At 64.4% G+C, this 16,031-nt stretch carries 9 protein-coding genes; 6 read left to right on the top strand and 3 right to left on the bottom strand.

The window, feature by feature from the left end:
- Positions 1 to 147: 147 nt before the first annotated feature.
- A complete protein-coding gene (locus ACWZJV_RS26780; protein WP_457179520.1) occupies positions 148 to 3,030 on the bottom strand; it encodes an FAD-binding and (Fe-S)-binding domain-containing protein in 2,883 nt (960 codons plus the stop codon).
- On the bottom strand, positions 3,017 to 4,735 hold the full coding sequence (locus ACWZJV_RS26775; RefSeq protein ID WP_457179519.1) for an IlvD/Edd family dehydratase: 1,719 nt from the start codon (positions 4,733 to 4,735) through the stop codon (positions 3,017 to 3,019). Before ACWZJV_RS26775 ends, ACWZJV_RS26780 begins: the two co-directional genes overlap by 14 nt.
- A gap of 163 nt (positions 4,736 to 4,898) precedes the next feature.
- Between ACWZJV_RS26775 and ACWZJV_RS26770 the strand changes: the two genes are divergently transcribed.
- Entirely contained in the window at positions 4,899 to 5,714 is an 816-nt protein-coding gene (locus ACWZJV_RS26770; protein WP_457179518.1) for a fumarylacetoacetate hydrolase family protein, read from the top strand.
- Entirely contained in the window at positions 5,711 to 6,733 is a 1,023-nt protein-coding gene (locus ACWZJV_RS26765) for a zinc-dependent alcohol dehydrogenase (RefSeq protein ID WP_457181996.1), read from the top strand. Before ACWZJV_RS26770 ends, ACWZJV_RS26765 begins: the two co-directional genes overlap by 4 nt.
- A gap of 112 nt (positions 6,734 to 6,845) precedes the next feature.
- Here ACWZJV_RS26765 and ACWZJV_RS26760 read toward each other — a convergent pair whose 3' ends face one another.
- Entirely contained in the window at positions 6,846 to 7,871 is a 1,026-nt protein-coding gene (locus tag ACWZJV_RS26760) for a LacI family DNA-binding transcriptional regulator (RefSeq protein WP_457179517.1), read from the bottom strand.
- Positions 7,872 to 8,461: 590 nt separating this feature from the next.
- Here ACWZJV_RS26760 and ACWZJV_RS26755 point away from each other — a divergent pair.
- The 4 genes from ACWZJV_RS26755 to ACWZJV_RS26740 all read left to right on the top strand — a co-directional run bounded on the left by ACWZJV_RS26755 (position 8,462) and on the right by ACWZJV_RS26740 (position 16,031).
- Positions 8,462 to 9,700, top strand: a complete 1,239-nt coding sequence (locus tag ACWZJV_RS26755) for an IS256 family transposase (RefSeq protein ID WP_457181995.1) — start codon at positions 8,462 to 8,464, stop codon at positions 9,698 to 9,700.
- A 464-nt stretch (positions 9,701 to 10,164) separates the two neighbouring features.
- Positions 10,165 to 11,571: a PD-(D/E)XK nuclease family protein gene (locus ACWZJV_RS26750; protein ID WP_457179516.1), complete on the top strand. Its 1,407-nt coding sequence runs from the start codon at positions 10,165 to 10,167 to the stop codon at positions 11,569 to 11,571.
- On the top strand, positions 11,564 to 12,673 hold the full coding sequence (locus tag ACWZJV_RS26745; protein ID WP_457179515.1) for a restriction endonuclease-related protein: 1,110 nt from the start codon (positions 11,564 to 11,566) through the stop codon (positions 12,671 to 12,673). The genes ACWZJV_RS26750 and ACWZJV_RS26745 overlap by 8 nt, the downstream gene beginning before the upstream one ends.
- The gene (locus ACWZJV_RS26740) at positions 12,666 to 16,031 is read left to right on the top strand and encodes a pPIWI_RE_Z domain-containing protein (protein ID WP_457179514.1); all 3,366 of its coding nucleotides are present in this window, start codon (positions 12,666 to 12,668) and stop codon (positions 16,029 to 16,031) included. Before ACWZJV_RS26745 ends, ACWZJV_RS26740 begins: the two co-directional genes overlap by 8 nt.

The raw sequence follows: 16,031 nt of genomic DNA, 5'->3' as shown, positions 1-16,031 counted from the left end.
CTCATATCAGCCTCGAGGCGGGGCGCTGGATCTTCCGAACGTCGCTGCCTGATGCGAGCCGGCGGACTCCCGTACGCCGGGCGCTCCAGTGCGCGGCGGCCCGCTTCGGCCACTGCCGGCCCACCACGAGGGTCAGCCATGGTGTCTTCATCCGGATTCATCCCCTACCGTCGGCTTCGCAGTTGATGCGTAGCGCTCGGCGAGCAGCTCGAGCACATGGCGGTAGGGGCGTCCCGTCGCTCGGGTGAGCCCGAGCTCGCAGGTGCGGTTGCTCGAGATGTAGCCCTCAGCGTCAAGGCGCGAAACCGCTTGTGCTTCGTCCCTCGTTGCCGATGCGGTCAGCTCGGGGTGAAGCAGGCCCCGGTCGCCCGCGAAGCCACAGCATCCCCACTCCGACGGCACAACCACTTCTTCGCCGACCTGGGCAGCAACGCGGGTAAGTACGTCGTTCATACCCAAGTGTGTCGATGAGCAGGTCGGATGGACGACGACCCGCTTCAGCATCGCCTGGCCACTCGGCAGATCGGGCAGCCGCGGGATCAACACCTCGTCAGCGAATGCGACTGCGTCGATGACGGTCAAGTCTTGGCCCTGCGATCGGGCGATGTCGGTCAGGAGTCGCAGTCCTTCGGTACACGAAGATGCATCGCAAACAACGGGCAGGGCGCCGTGATCGCTGGCCTCCCAAAGTGCCGGAACGACCAGCTTTCGCATGTGTTCGTAGCCCTCGGTCAAACCCTTCGACTTCCACGGTGTTCCACAGCACCAGGACGCGATCCCGTCAGGAATCCGCATGCCGGCGCCGACACGTTCACACAGCTCGAGAAGAGCGTCTCGCACGCCTCGTTGACCGACGGCAGGTCCGAACATCGTGGTCACACAGGATGGGAAGTAGACGGCGCTCGGGCCGCCAGACGCCCGAGCCTGACGGCGTGCCCCTCCCCGCGGAAGTTCGGTGGACCACTCGGGGACGCGTTGCGCCCCGAGTACCGCGCGGCCGGCCTCGGTGACGGTTCGAGTGAGGGACGGCGCGGTCTTGGCCGCGGTCATGCCCAGCGATGCAGCGTGCGTTGTGCCATCCCAGTGACGCGCGGCGGTGCGCCAGGCCGCCTGCTCGATCCTCCCGGCGCTATCGGTCCGAAGGCGGCGTACGAGGTCACCGGTGTTGATGAGGACTGGGCATGCGGTCTGGCACATGCCATCAACGGCGCACGTTTCGATGCCGTCGTACTCGTATTCTTCCTGCAATTGGCGAACCGTGTCGGTGTCGCCAGCATGTCGCGCGCGCTCCATCTCTCGGCGGAGGACGATGCGCTGGCGTGGCGTGGTCGTGAGGTCACGGCTCGGGCAGACGGGTTCGCAGTACCCGCACTCCACACATCGGTCGACTTCATCTTCGACGGAAGGCGAGATCTTGAGGTCGACAATGTGACCCATCGGGTCCTCGTCGAGGAGGACACCGGGGTTGAGACGATTTCCGGGATCAAGGAGGGTCTTGATTCCGCGCATCACATCGTAGAGCTCGTCACCGTACTGGCGTCGGACGTATGGCGCCATGACCCGGCCGGTCCCGTGCTCGGCCTTGAGGGTGCCTTCGTTGTCCAGGACGAGCGTGACCAACTCCTCGGTGAAGTCGTGGTACCGACCGATCATCTCGGGTTCGCCGAAACGCTCGTTCAGGAGGAAGTGGATGTTTCCGTCCTTCGCATGCCCGAAGATCACGCTCTCCTCGTAGCCATACCGATCGAACATGCCAACGAGTGCAGCGCACGTGGGGAGTAGATTGTCGACGGGGACAGCGATGTCTTCCAACAGCGCCGTCGTGCCTGACGGCCGTGCTCCCGCCACCGCGGCGTACAAGCCTTTCCGAGTGCGCCACAAGCCCGCGCGCCGAGCGGAATCCGTACTCAGTTCGGCAGGCTTGACCAGGGGCAGACTTGCTGCCAGGTCGCCCGTGGCCGAGACGAGGTCCATCAGCTCTTCGTGACTCCCACGCTGATGCTCGACCAGCAGGGCGGCGTGCTGGTCGACATCGACCGTGCGCAGGAGTGCGTCTGCGCCGGAGTCGCGTTGCGCCACCCGCAGGCTCCTTGCATCGAGCAGTTCGACCGTCGCCAGGCCGGAGTCGACGACGGCCGGCAGTGATGCTGTCGCGGCCTCCAGCGTGGGAAACACGAGCAGCCCGGTCGCAGCGTGAGCGTGCGCGTCAACGGTCCGGAACGTGGCCTCGGCGACGAAAGCCAAGGTGCCTTCGCTACCGACCACGAGGTGAGCGAGGATGTCGATCGGACGATCGAAGTCGACGAGTGCGTTGACGCCGTAACCCATCGTGTTCTTGATCGAGTAGAGCCGCTTGATCGTGGCGAGGGAAGCCTGGTTGCCGACGACTTGCGCCCGAAGCTCGAGGAGTCCGTCGTAGATGTCGGGCGCTGATCGACGGAGGCGCTGATCGGCATCGACGTCGGCCGTATCGATGACCGTGCCATGTGCCAGCACGAGGATCACCGATTCCAGTGTGCGGTAAGCGTTGGCGTGCACGCCACAGGCCATCCCGCTGGAGTTGTTCGCGATCACTCCACCGACAGTGCATGCCACTTCACTTGCCGGGTCCGGACCTAATCGGCGGCCGTACTGCGCGAGTCGCGCATTGACCGCCCGGATGGTCGCGCCGGGTTCGACGCGCACTCGCGCCCCATTGTCGAGGACGTCGATCCGGCGGAAATGTCGCCGCGTGTCGACCAGGACGCCGCTGGTTGAGGCCTGACCGCTCAGGCTCGTGCCACCCGAGCGAAACGTCAGATGGAACTGGTCCCGTGCGGCTGCGCGAAGCAGGTCCGCGACCTCGCTCGCGCTCCGAGGCGCGACTACAGCCTGGGGCACCTTGAGGTAGTGCGATGCGTCATGGGCGTAGGCGAGCCGGTCGGTCAGCCGGGCCGCGACGCCGCCGGGAACAGCGGCGTCCAAAGCGGAAAGAAGTCCGCCAGGCAAAGACGACCCAACGTTGTCGCGCGACCCCTCAATGAGACTCACGCGCGACCTCAGAGCCGGTCGATCCCACGAGGAAGTCGAGGTCCGCGCCGGTGTGAGCCTGCTGAACGTGATCAACATACAGTTTCGTCCAGCCCCGCGTGGGCGCGGCGTAGGCAGCCGCTGCGGCGGAGCTTGCCTCGCGAGCAGCGAGCTCTTCTTCAGGGACGTCTACCTGGAGCAGGCCTTCGGACACATCAAGCTCGATCACGTCACCGGTACGCACCTTCGCCAAAGGCCCTCCGGCTGCTGCCTCGGGACTGACGTGAAGTACGACCGTGCCGTACGCGGTTCCGCTCATGCGTCCGTCACAGATCCGGACCATGTCACGCACGCCTTGCTCCAGCAGCTTCACTGGTAGCGGCATATTGGCCACCTCGGGCATTCCCGGATAGCCCTTGGGGCCGCAACCCCGAAGGACGAGGACAGATGATGCGTCGACCTCCAGGTCCGGGTCGTCGATGCGGGCGCGGAAGTCTTCGATGCTGTCGAAGACGACCGCGGCTCCCCGGTGATGTAGCAGTTCTGGCGAGGCGGCGGAGTGCTTGATGATGGCACCCTCCGGTGCGAGGTTGCCGCGCAGGACCGTAATACCGGCGTGGTCCTGCAGCGGCTGCTGGCGTGGTCGGATGACCTCGCGATCCCACGCCTGTGCATCGACAAGGTGCTCGACGAGGGGCTTTCCTGTGACCGTGAAGGCAGTTGGGTCGAGCAGGTCCTCGACCTCACGTAGCACCGCGAGAAGCCCACCCGCTCTGAACAGGTCATCCATGAGGAAACGACCGGAGGGCTGCAGGTCGACGAGGAGAGGAACGTCGGCACCGATCGTGTCGAAATCCTCCAGGCTGAGGGTGATGCCAAGCCGTCCGGCAAGAGCCAGCAGGTGCACGACGGCATTTGTCGAACCACCGATGGCCGCGAGAGCGACGATGGCGTTGTGGAATGAGGCGCGGGTGATGACGCTGCTCGGCCGCCGGCCAGAAGCAATGAGTTCCACGGCGAGGCGGCCGGTGGCGTGAGCACCCTCGAGAAGTCGGCTGTCAGGAGCCGGTGTTCCGGCAAGGCCCGGCATCACCATGCCGAGCGCTTCGGCGACAAACGCCATGGTGGAGGCGGTGCCCATCGTGTTGCAGTGGCCACGGCTGCGAATCATTGAGGACTCTGAGCGTGTGAACTCCTCAACCGAGAGGGTTCCGCTTCGCACCTCTTCGCTCAGACGCCAGACATCCGTGCCACACCCGAGTGGGGTCCCTCTGAAGGTCCCGGTCAGCATGGGACCGCCCGGAACCACAACAGCAGGCAGATCAACCGATGCGGCAGCCATGAGCAGAGCGGGGATCGTCTTGTCACATCCGCCGAGGAGTACGACGCCGTCGATGGGATTGGCTCGGAACATCTCCTCGGCCGCCATGGCGGCCATGTTGCGCCACAGCATCGCGGTCGGCTTCACCTGGGTTTCCCCGAGCGAGACAACGGGTAGCTCGAGAGGGATTCCGCCTGCCTCGAAGACGCCGTCGCGCACCGAACGGGCGACTTCTGACAGATGGGCGTTGCAGGGAGTGAGGTCCGAGGCTGTGTTTGCTACGGCGATCTGTGGTCGCTGACCGTCGAACGCATCGGCGGGCGCACCCCGACGCATCCACGCGCGGTGGATGTAGGCGTTGCGGTCGGATCCGGCGTACCACCCTGCACTGCGCAAGTCACTCACGGCATATTTCACTTTCTGGAATGGCGGCCTACTATTTGGAACAAACAATACTCTAGGTCATCCGAGGGCCCATCGGGCTTGACGCCCGCCGACGGGCCATAACTTCCAGGAGTGAACGACTTTGCAGTTGATGCGCATTGGAGCGCCCGGAGCAGAGCGACCCGTGGCACGCGTCGGGGAGGATGCTTACGTCGACCTGAGCGATGTGACCGCCGACTTCGACGAGACCTTCTTCGGGTCTGGTGGTCTCGACCGTATCCGCCCCATCGTCGCCGAGCGGCTCACCCAGGGCCTGACGTCCAGGTTCGACGATTCGCGGATCGGCGCCCCGATAGCACGCCCGCACCAGATCATCTGCGTCGGCCTCAACTACAGCGACCACGCCGCTGAGACAGGCCAGGCGTTGCCCGAGGAACCCATCCTCTTCACCAAGTCCCCCAACACGCTTGTCGGCCCGAACGACGATGTCCGCCTTCCACGTGGCGCTACCAAGCCTGATTGGGAGGTTGAGCTTGGCATCGTGATCGGGCGCCGCACGAGCTACCTGGACTCAGTCGAGGAGGCCAAGGCTGCTGTGGCAGGCTTTCTCGTTGTGAATGACGTCAGCGAGCGTGCGTTCCAGCTCGAGCGCAGCGGGCAATGGCTCAAAGGAAAGTCGTCGGAGACCTTCAACCCTGCAGGCCCCTGGCTGGCCACGCCCGACGAGGTCGACGTCCTCGCCCTGGATATGTGGCTCGACGTCAACGGAACGCGGCGCCAGGACGGCTCTACGTCGACCATGATTTTCGATCCGTGGTTCATCGTGCACTACATCAGCCAGTTCATGGTTCTCGAGCCCGGCGACCTCATCAACACCGGCACACCGCCAGGTGTAGGGATGGGCTTCCAGCCGCAGATCTGGCTCCAGGAGGGCGACGTCATGGAGCTCGGCATCACCGGGCTGGGCACCCAGCGTCAGCGTGTCATCGGGTGTCGATGACGACCATGCGCGCCCTGGTCGTGCCCGCCCCGGGTGTTGCCGAGGTTCGTGATGTTCCGACGCCGGAGGCGGCAGAGGGCGAGGTCGTCGTCGCCGTTGAGCGTGTCGGCGTCTGTGGAACCGACATGGAACTCTTCGCCGGCACGATGGCCTACCTCGAAGAAGGACACACGACATTCCCTCTTCGGCTCGGCCACGAATGGACAGGCTCGGTGGTTGACGTAGGCAGGCGCGTGAATCCGACCTGGACCGGTCGACGGGTTACTGGCGACACCATGATTGGCTGCGGCAAGTGCCGCCGCTGCCAGCGTGGTCACCATCACGTGTGCGGGGCACGCCAGGAGGTTGGTGTCCGCGACGGGCGGCCAGGGGCGCTCGCCGAATATGTCGCGATTCCTGCGGTGGCGTTGCGAGCATTGCCGGATGCCGTGGATCCGACGTTGGGCGCGCTGATCGAGCCGGGCGGGAACGCGTTCAGAGCAGCGCAAGCGGCTTCGTCCAATGGGGAGGAACGAGTGCTCGTGATGGGTCCGGGCACGATCGGGCTGCTCACCGCCATGTTCCTGCGGGCTGCGGGCGTCGAGGTGCATGTGCTTGGTGCTGAATCCGCGTCTCTCGACTTCGTGCGGAGTCTTGGGTTCACGAATGCGTGGGATGCGGACGGCCTGCCGCGGCTGCCGTTCGACGCGGTCGTCGACGCGAGCAACGCGCCGCGCCTGCCTGCACTTGCGATCGAACTCGTCGAGCCCGCCGGCCGCCTGGTGTACATCGGGCTGGCCGGAGAGCCCAGTCTCGTCGACACCCGTGACCTGGTCTTGGGCGACATCACGGCTGTGGGGATCCTAAGTGCTTCGCCTGGGCTCGACTCGGCCATTCACTCCTTCGCAACTGGAGCAGTCGACCCACGGCCGCTCGTTGCCGCGACCCTTGGACTTGGCGACATCGGCCCAGTACTGGCCGGGCGCCCGCCGGGCGGCGCGGGACCAGGTCCAAAGATCCACGTCGACCCGCGGTTGTAGGGGCGCCCACCTTCGCTTCCCCCGTATCGACCAACTGGCTAAGAACGCCTACGCGCCGCCGGTCGAGTGCATCTGGGACCGGAGCCTGATCCTCGACCGTCAGCCATTTCGGTCATTGAGTGGAGTCTCGCACGATCAGTTCCGGAGTGAACTTGATCTGTGCGTGCACATGGTCGGGGTTTCTGGATTCATCCAACGCGAGCTCTGCGGCGGCGCGACCTATCTCAACGTTCGGTTGACGGACCGATGTGAGGGGCACCGCAGCGGCTGACGCGAACTGGATGTCGTCATATCCGACGATTGCGAGGTCGGTCGGAACGTTGATGCCATGGCCGATGGCGCTCTGGAGAAGTCCCAAGGCGACCAAGTCGTTTGCGCAGAAGGCGGCGGTCGGCCGTTCCGCGCGTGGTAGGCGACCCATGCACCCAACGGCGAGGCGACCGCTACCGACATCCATCTTGTCGGAGGAGATAACCGACAGTGCACTGCTGGGCCGACCGGCATCTGCCCAGGCCGCACGCGCGCCGGCAAGGCGGTCCTGTACTTGGCCGAGCGACATCGGGCCGCCAACGAACGCGATCCGGTCGTGCCCTCGCTCAAGGAGATGTTCGATCGCCAACGCGCCCCCGCGGAAGTCGTCGACAGCGACGGAGCACAGTGAGGAGTCTGATCGGGTGCGGTCGACGACGACGAGCGGGGTCCCACGGAGCTGAATCTCCAACAGGCCGGGTGCGTCAGGGTTCACCGGGGTGATGAGGATTCCTTGAACTCGTTGCTGCTCGAGAAATTCCAGATGCACATTCTCTCGTGCCGGTCGCTGCCCGCTGTTACATAACAAGAGCGCCAGGTCCGCCGCCTCGGCCGCCTCTTCCATGCCCTGCGCGACGTCAGCGAAGAACGGGTTCCCAGCGTCCAGCATCACGTATCCCAGCGTCCTGCTCGACCCCGCGCGGAGTTGACGGGCTGACTCGTTGCGGACGAACCCGAGGTCGCGCATCGCGGCCTCAACCAGTGCGCGTGTTTTTGCGCTGACCAGAGTTGGCCGATTGAGCACGTTGGAGACCGTGCCCAATGACACACCGGCGGCCCCCGCGACATCTTTGACCGACACAGAGTGGCGCGACTCACCAGACGCCATCCAAACCCTCCCCGGACAAGCCGAACGCCATCCATGCCTTCGACAGTCGACTCGGTGGGCCCCAGCTCATCACGCGAGAACAGACGCCTTGATTTGCCGCGTTGCCCGGAAGGTAGGACATGGGATTCTCCTGTTGCGCCGCTTGAGCCATCGCGTTCGACACCACGCGCTTGTCCGGGGTCGGCACCACAGGAATTAGATGCCAGTGGGTGCTGTGCATCGTGGACGACGCTCTGTTTGGGCCGGCCTCGGTTGTTCGTGGACCTCGTCATTGGTAGTGCGATTCCAACCAAGGAAGTTGCTCGATGGCAATACAACATCCAGCACGAGGTCGCAGCGCTCGCGTCTCCCAAGGTATGTCATTTCGACATTTGGAACTTAATTTCGATAACTGGACCAGGATCTTAGGCTTCGTCCACAAGTGGTGTCAATGAGCAAAGCGTCGGTCACGCCAACCGCCGCCGGCGCGCATGACCGCGTGCAGCCCACTCGGGAGATCACCCGGCAAAGCATGTTGAAGATCAGCAGGTGCCGCTGGCCCGACCTCCGCCGGACGGCCCACTCACCTGATATTCATAGGGAGCAATGGCCTGACCTGCGTAAATGCTCGTTGCTCCGCCGCGTTTCACCTGGGGGTGGCCAGCCCGGACCTGTTGCGTGAGCTGATGGGCGGCTTCATCAACACCCTGCTTTCGGCCGACGCCGACAGTGTCTGCGGAGCCTCCTACGGCACCCGCGACCCAGAGCGGGCCAACCGCCGCAATGGGTACCGTCACCGCGACCTCGACACCCGGATCGGGACCCTGGACGTCGCGATCCCAAAACTGCGGGAGGGCTCCTACTTCCCCGAGTGGCTTCTCGAGCGACGCCGCCGCGCCGAAGCCGCGCTCACCTCGGTGGTCGCGACCTGCTACTTACTCGGCGTCAGCACCCGGCGGATGGACCGGCTGGTGCAGTCACTGGGCATCACCGGCCTGTCGAAGTCCCAAGTCAGCGTGATGGCCCGTGATCTCGATGAGCTCGTGCGTGACTTCCGCGAACGACCGCTGGACGCCGGCCCATACACGTTCGTGGCTGCCGACGCGTTGACGATGAAGGTCCGCGAAGGCGGCCGGGTCATCAAGATCGCGGTCATGGTCGCCACCGGCGTCAACGCCGACGGCTACCGGGAGATCCTCGGAATCGCGACCAGCACTGCCGAGTCCGGCGCCGGATGGAACACCTTCTTCAAAGACCTCGTCGCCCGCGGCCTGAACGGTGTCGCGCTGGTCACCAGTGACGCCCACGCGGGGCTGGTCGACGCGATCGGCGCGGCACTGCCCGGTGCGTCGTGGCAGCGGTGCCGCACCCACTACACCGCGAACCTGATGTCGATCTGCCCCAAGCACGCCTGGGGCGGGGTCAAGGCGATGCTGCACTCGGTCTTCGACCAGATCGACGCCGACGCCGTGCAGCACCAGTACGAGAAGCTCCTCGACCAGATCGAGAAGACCCTGCCCGAGGTCCACGCGCACCTCGACGAGCACCGCGCCGACGTCTTGGCGTTCACCGCGTTCCCCAAGGCCGTGTGGCGCCAGATCTGGTCCAACAACCCCAACGAACGCCTCAACCGCGAGATCCGCAGGCGCACCGACGTCGTCGGGATCTTTCCCGACCGAGGCTCGATCATCCGCCTCGTCGGCGCGGTCCTGGCTGAGCAGAACGACGAATGGGCCGACGGGCGCCGATACCTCGGACTCGACGTCTTGGCCAAGAGCAGGCTCACCCTGATCACCACCACCGACGACCCCGAGGAGGACACCGACACCGCCGGCGCAATCAGCGCCTGAACACCATCAACGACGAATCACCGTCGTACACCACCACACGGGACTTGACCAAGGCCCCGTCGCCGGTTGTGTAGGCAAATGGACCCAACAGCGACCATCAAAATGGGGGATCTGGCCGCACCCCGACGCGTTCACGAGCAATACTGTCGGTGCCTACCGATATGTTCCATGGCCGTGATTCAACCCACACATCTCGGGACCATCGTGTACGGCGAGGTCAATACCTTCGTCAGTAGCAGCCCTCGCGCATCTCGGTGCCAATTGTGACAATCTCCCAAGCATCTGCGGGCTCGCGGGCCCTTCGCTCTTTGCCGATCGTCCGTGTCGGCGCGAGCCTCGCGGCCGAGTCGTGGTGCCCACACGGACGGTCCGCGAAGACTCGCGTCTCGGATCCGTACCCGCGGCGGCCGTTCCGGTCTAAGGCCAAGGACTCTGAGTTCCTGCTCGAGCCTCTGTTTGGCGCTGTGCACGCTTTCGAGGTCGAGGGGCTGTCTCGTGAGGAGGCGATCGATCGTCTGAAGGCGATCGACTCGATCGGAGTTGCCGAGCGTGCATGGCTAAGCCACGCGATCTCGGTCTATCCCGACTTCGAGGCACAGGGTCTCAAGCCCGTTCAAGGCCTGTGGACCGTTCAGGGCGTGACAGCGGACTCGCGCCGGGAGTTGTACGCCTGGGGTCGTGGATACAGCAACTCTGACGGAAGCCGACGTGTCCATGTGCTGCCAACCAATACGGGGCGACGCCCTGATGCGGTCAAGGTCGCGGTTGCTGCATTCACCGCGGCCTTTGGGCGGCTGGCCACCTGGCCTTCGCCGTGGTCGAATCCTTTCGCTCTTGTCGCTGGTTCCGACAACACCGCACCCGCCGAGGTCATCGTTCGCGCGCTGTCTCTCTACGACGGTTCGTTCGAGGACGTATTTGCCGGTTCCCGCGAGGAAGCGAGAGAGTTCTACGACGACGTCGGACGACCTGCGGCCTCAAGCGCTATCGAGGACGGCGCCGAGGTGCCGAGCAGCAAGTGTGCGCCGTGCAAGTTCCTGGATGGATGCGAGACAGTGCCGCGCGCGTCGGGCCTGCTCGGGCTCAACAACCCGAAGGCTCCGTTGCGCTCCGTGTCGGCAACGACGCTTCGCTATCACTCGCAATGTCCCCGGCAGATGTCCCTCCGGGCGCTGAACGTTCCGCCGCAGCGCAGGGAGAGCGACAGCGTCCGCGTCGGCAGGATCGTCGACGCCACCCTGGACTCCCTGCATAAGGAGCCAGAGGTTCGTCCATGCACGTCGGCCAGGATCACCGAATTGCTCGCCGAGCGCGGTGACATCGACGCAAGTGACCGAGAACGAGCGGCCCACCTCCTGGCGCAGCACGTGTGCATCTGTCCGTGGATCGCCGGAGCCAGCTCGCATCCGCTCCCCCACCCTGAGGTCGTTGCGTTCGACGACAAGGCGTCTGCTCTCGTGGTGGCCGAGCCAGATCTCCTCTACTCGGAGAGTGGCGAGCTGGTGTGGCGCGAGACGACCACGAGCAAGTACGCACCACGGGGCACGGCCCACTTGTTCGCCACGCGCAAGCACATTCAACTGGCCCTGGCAGTCCTGCTCTGCGCCGCGGAAGCAGTCTCCAAGACAAAACGCGTCGCACGCATAGAGGTCGAGTACCTCACGGACAGTGGCGCCGACGTACGGATTCTTGACCCCCACGATCTCCAGACACAGGCGGGAGCCCGCGAGGTTATCAACGGTGTTGCCCCTGATTGGTTCACCGACAGCCAGTTCCCAGCGCGACCCGGTGATGCGTGCAGATTCTGCGCATACACCGAGTGGTGCCCCGATGTGATCGAGAGCGAGACCCAAGCTGATGCCGATGATTGATGAGGAAGACTTCCTGGCTGGCATGGCAAACGCCATAATCCAGCTCTCAGAGTCCGAGACTCCCTCGAAGACGGCGTACGACCCGGTGGTCCAGCGCGTCTACAACCAGTTCGTGCTCCGAACGCTGAGCAACGATGCACATCGGACGCCAGGCAGCGTGCCGGAGATGATCGACATCATCGCCGGCCGCCCGATCAGGGAGTGGCTGCCCGGCTCTGAATCCACAGATGTGCTGGTCCACGCAGACACGCGGACACCCACCGGAACGTGCCTGGAGATGCGGTACCGAAATGCCGATCCGATCGGTGAAAGCTTCGAGAACCGGATCATCTCGCAGGTGTTCTCGGCTTGTCGGGAGGCGGAGTCTCCTCAGACGTACGAGGCGTTTCGTCGTCTTCTCATCGAGAAGCCGGCAATGTTGCGCTCGACGATGGACCGCGAACTCAGCGAGCTCATTCTGGTTCCGGTCAGCGACATTCTCCGCAAGTGCTACCGCCAGGCGCCAGCCACCTTGCGTCGCGGCAACCAGTATGCGCTGTGCGCTGGCTGCAGGTCCCTGCTCGTTCCTTTGGATGGCGATGGCCGGTGGCGCTGCGTAATGGACAGGTGTCACTACATGGACGCCAACCGGGTCGGAGAACTCCTTGAGGCGAACGAGCCTGTGTTCGAGTTGAAGCTCCCGCTCCGGGCGTACATCACGGGACCCGGTCTCTTCGAGATTCAGCTCGAGAAGCTGATGAAGGACCTTGGCCTCCCGGTGGAGATGTGGCCTCACTACGACGCTGTGGACCTACTGATCACCTTTCCCGACAACGTGAGGTGGGCCGTGGACGTCAAGGACTACGCCCACCCGGGGGTGCTGGGACACCGCTTCACGCGGATCCCATCGAAGCCGTCCCACGACCGGGGCTTCCTCGTCGTCCCCGAGTACCGGTTCAAGGCTGACGACAGTTACGCCCGGCGGTTTGGTCATGCGCGAGAGCTAGCGGGCGGTGGCAAGGACATCGTGCCCATCCGCGACAGCAGCTTTGTCAAAGACGTCAAAGCGAAGCTCGCCGAATGCATCGGTTCAACAGAGAAGGCGGGAGTTCAGCATGCGTAGCACGCGAGGGTGGAGCAAGGATCTACTCAGAGAACTCGGGCCCTGTTGGCCCGAGGACGCCCGCCTGTCAGCCGCTCAGGTCGGCGAGATCGAGCTCGGCCTCCACCTGCTCCAGAGCATCGACAAGAGTGCCCCCGCCATGGACCTCTGGCCGCTGCTGAGCGGGTATCCCTACGCACAAGCCTCGGTCCCCGATCTGACCGCTGAGGCACAAGAGCGCATCGACCACGCTCGCTACTACCTGTCTGGCTTGCGGCGCCGGCACGTCTGGGAGACCCTTCTCACGGCATACGTGAACCTCCCACAACAATTTCGCGGGTTCGATCTCATCAGCATCGATTCGGTGCCGGAAAGGCGCGAGCCGTCGATCGGCGCGTGCCGCTTCGACACCTACGAAGCCGCACTCGCAAGCGTCGCCGCGACACCAGGTAAGCGACTTCCGATGGCCGGAGCGGGAGAGTACCGCTTCAGCGCCAACCGAACTGCCCACGCAGTCACCGTGCCACCAGAACTGGTCGATGCTGTGGAACCTGCACGCATGCCGATTCGTGCAGGCAAGGCCGGTGAGGGAGCACCCATCGTCGTCACCCGCAGCGACCTACTGCGAGCCGCAGAAGCCATGGACGCCGCAGCAAGGACGCACGACCCGACGACACGGAACCGGTGGACCGACAGTTTCGGCGAGGTCGAGATGGCCGTCGCGACCATGACGGACTTCAGCGAGACCCCCGACTGGGAGCTAACAATCGGTGGACTCTTCCACCTGGTCGGGATGGTCGGCGCCGGCAAGAGCACCATCATGCACCTCCTCACCTACCACTGCGTCGTGCAACTCGGCCTGAAAGTGACAGTCGTCGTCGGCGATGTCGCCGAGAGCCTGAGAATCGCCACGACCTTCAACGAACTCGAAAGCGACCAGATCTGGGCAGCTCCAATCGTGGGTCGTTCGACCCGCGAACGACACATTCAACGACTGCACATGCGCAAGCACTCGGCGGGAGCAGTCTCGATGCTTGCCCACTCAGACCCCGCGTTCAACTACCTCTCCAGCGCTTGTCCGCTCGACGGCCTCCGCGGATTCGAGGACAAGGAACCTCTTCGAATCAACGACGCACCGTGCGAGCGCCTCCTTCCGGTGCCGACCGTTGCGATCGATCCCTATACAGACCCTGACGACAACTCGTCGGCGCCGACGAGGCGCGCGGCAGAGCCCGTTCCGCACGGCTGTCCGCTCTGGAACCGCTGCCCCCGGCACCGGGCCGCACGAGAATTGGTGGACGCGCCAGTCTGGGTGGCGACGATGCCCAGTCTCCTTCATGCACGTCTGCCGAAGCACCAGTGCGACGAGACCATCCGCTACCTCGAGGCTGCCGCCGACCGCAGCGACCTCATCATCATCGATGAAGCCGACCGGGTCCAGACACAGCTCGACTCAGCCTTCGCGCCGGCCGAGACTCTCATCGGAAGCGGTGACGAGTCATGGATCGACTTGCTCCAGCAACACGCGATCCGGCTGGTGTCCGCAGACGGCCGCAAGAAGCTCACCAATCCCCGGGTCAGCGAGTGGATCAAGGCGCTGGACCTCGTCCACAGCGCCGCCGACAGCATCTACATCATGCTGAACGCCAGCAAGGACCTCCGAGACTGGGTCGGCACGAAGTACTTCAGCACGATGACCCTGCATCAAGAGCTCTACAACGACTGGGTCATCGACGACCAGGATGCGACGGTCGACCGTGACTTCTTCGAGAGTGTCCTCAATCAGTTCCGCGACCGGCCCGTGCAGCACGGCGCAGACAGAGATACTGAAGATGGCCGGCTCGTTGCCGACCTGGTCGACCTCACGAACATGCTCCTCAGCTACGAGTCCGACCCGACCCGGCTGGACGCCGCGCTCGCCAAACTGACCTGCGGAGCATCCACACTCGCCCAAGATCAGGACCGCAACCGCACGCGATTCACCTTCACCCTCCTCGTGGCGGCTCTCGACAACCGGCTCAACTTCGTCACGAGCACCTGGCCCACCGTGGAAGCCGAGCTCGAACTCGAGAACACCGCCAACTCATTGACCCGCCGCCCACCCCGTGACTACGAGCCGGTGATGGCCGAGTCACCCATGGGAAACGTCCTCGGCTACCAATTCACCCAAGAAGTCCCCGGACCTCCACCTCACAGCGGCTCCCTGAGGTTCTTCCACTGCAACGGCGTTGGCCGCGACCTCCTGCGTCGCCTCCCCGACATCGGACTGACTGACGACAGCGTCGGACCCCACGTCCTGCTCATGTCCGGCACCAGCTGGGCAGGAACATCCACGCGCTATCACCTCAACATCCCCGTCAGCGCAATCCTCAAACCCAAGAAGAAGCACGTCGACGCGATCCGCCAAACAGCCTTCAAGCGCGAGCCCGTTCTCGATCGCGCAGGAGAACCCATCCGCATCTCAGGCAACCGCCACCGCGAAGCCGCACTCAAGGAGATGCTGGACCAGCTGGCGATTCCAGATGAGAACTTTCCCGGCGCAACCAGCACCCTTGCAGAGGAACTCGAGGCCCTACCCGACGGCCGCAAGAAGATCCTGCTCCTGACCGGCTCCTATGCCGAAGCCAACACCGTCGCCAACTACCTCCACGAGTCGCCCGCTTGGAAGGGCAACGTCACCCAACTCATCCCAGATGACGCTGAGCGCGACGACGTCTGGCGATCACTTCGCCGTGGGGACGTCGCGAGCTACGCGTCGATGACCAGCCAGATCCTGGTCGCGCCACTTCTCGCAGTCGAACGTGGCCACAACATCGTCCTCGACGACGGGACCGCCGCCATCGGATCGGTCTACTTTCTCGTCCGACCTCACGACCGCCCCGACGACATCAACCTAGCCATCCATGCGATCAACGACTGGGCCATCCGGTTCACCGCAAACCCCAACGGACCCTTCTACGACCTCGTCAACCAGCACGCCACACTCAACCAAGCAGCTGACGACTTCCGACGCCAGGCGCGATTGAAGGCGCGCCACTACCTGACGAGGAGCGTCGCACGCAGCGCGCTCACCGACGCCGAACGCCGGTCGTTCGACTGGGACCAGATGGTCACGATGTGGCAGGTCATCGGTCGCCTCGTACGCGGCGGTGTGGCAGCCCGCGTGAAGTTCTGCGACGCAGCCTTCTTCCCACAGGCCGCCGCTGGTTCAGGCATTCCGGACACCGCACGCATCTCACTGCTCAGCGGCTTCGAGCAACTCCTGAAGCCCTACTTCGATCCAACTGCAACTCACATCGCCGCTGCGGACAAGTCCGTAGCGACCGCACTCTTCCAGCCCTTCTGGGACGCCCTCATCCACCTCGACGAGAGAGAATGA

The sequence above is a fragment of the Nocardioides sp. WG-D5 genome (genome assembly GCF_054031175.1).
This window is presented reverse-complemented; position numbering and strand designations above follow the sequence as displayed.

Excerpts from the sequence above, each read along its gene's own strand:
- ACWZJV_RS26765 (WP_457181996.1), top strand. The coding sequence starts at position 5,711 with ATGACGACCATGCGCGCCCTGGTCGTGCCCGCCCCGGGTGTTGCCGAG.
- ACWZJV_RS26760 (WP_457179517.1), bottom strand. The coding sequence starts at position 7,871 with ATGGCGTCTGGTGAGTCGCGCCACTCTGTGTCGGTCAAAGATGTCGCG.
- ACWZJV_RS26745 (WP_457179515.1), top strand. The coding sequence starts at position 11,564 with ATGATTGATGAGGAAGACTTCCTGGCTGGCATGGCAAACGCCATAATC.
- ACWZJV_RS26740 (WP_457179514.1), top strand. The coding sequence starts at position 12,666 with ATGCGTAGCACGCGAGGGTGGAGCAAGGATCTACTCAGAGAACTCGGG.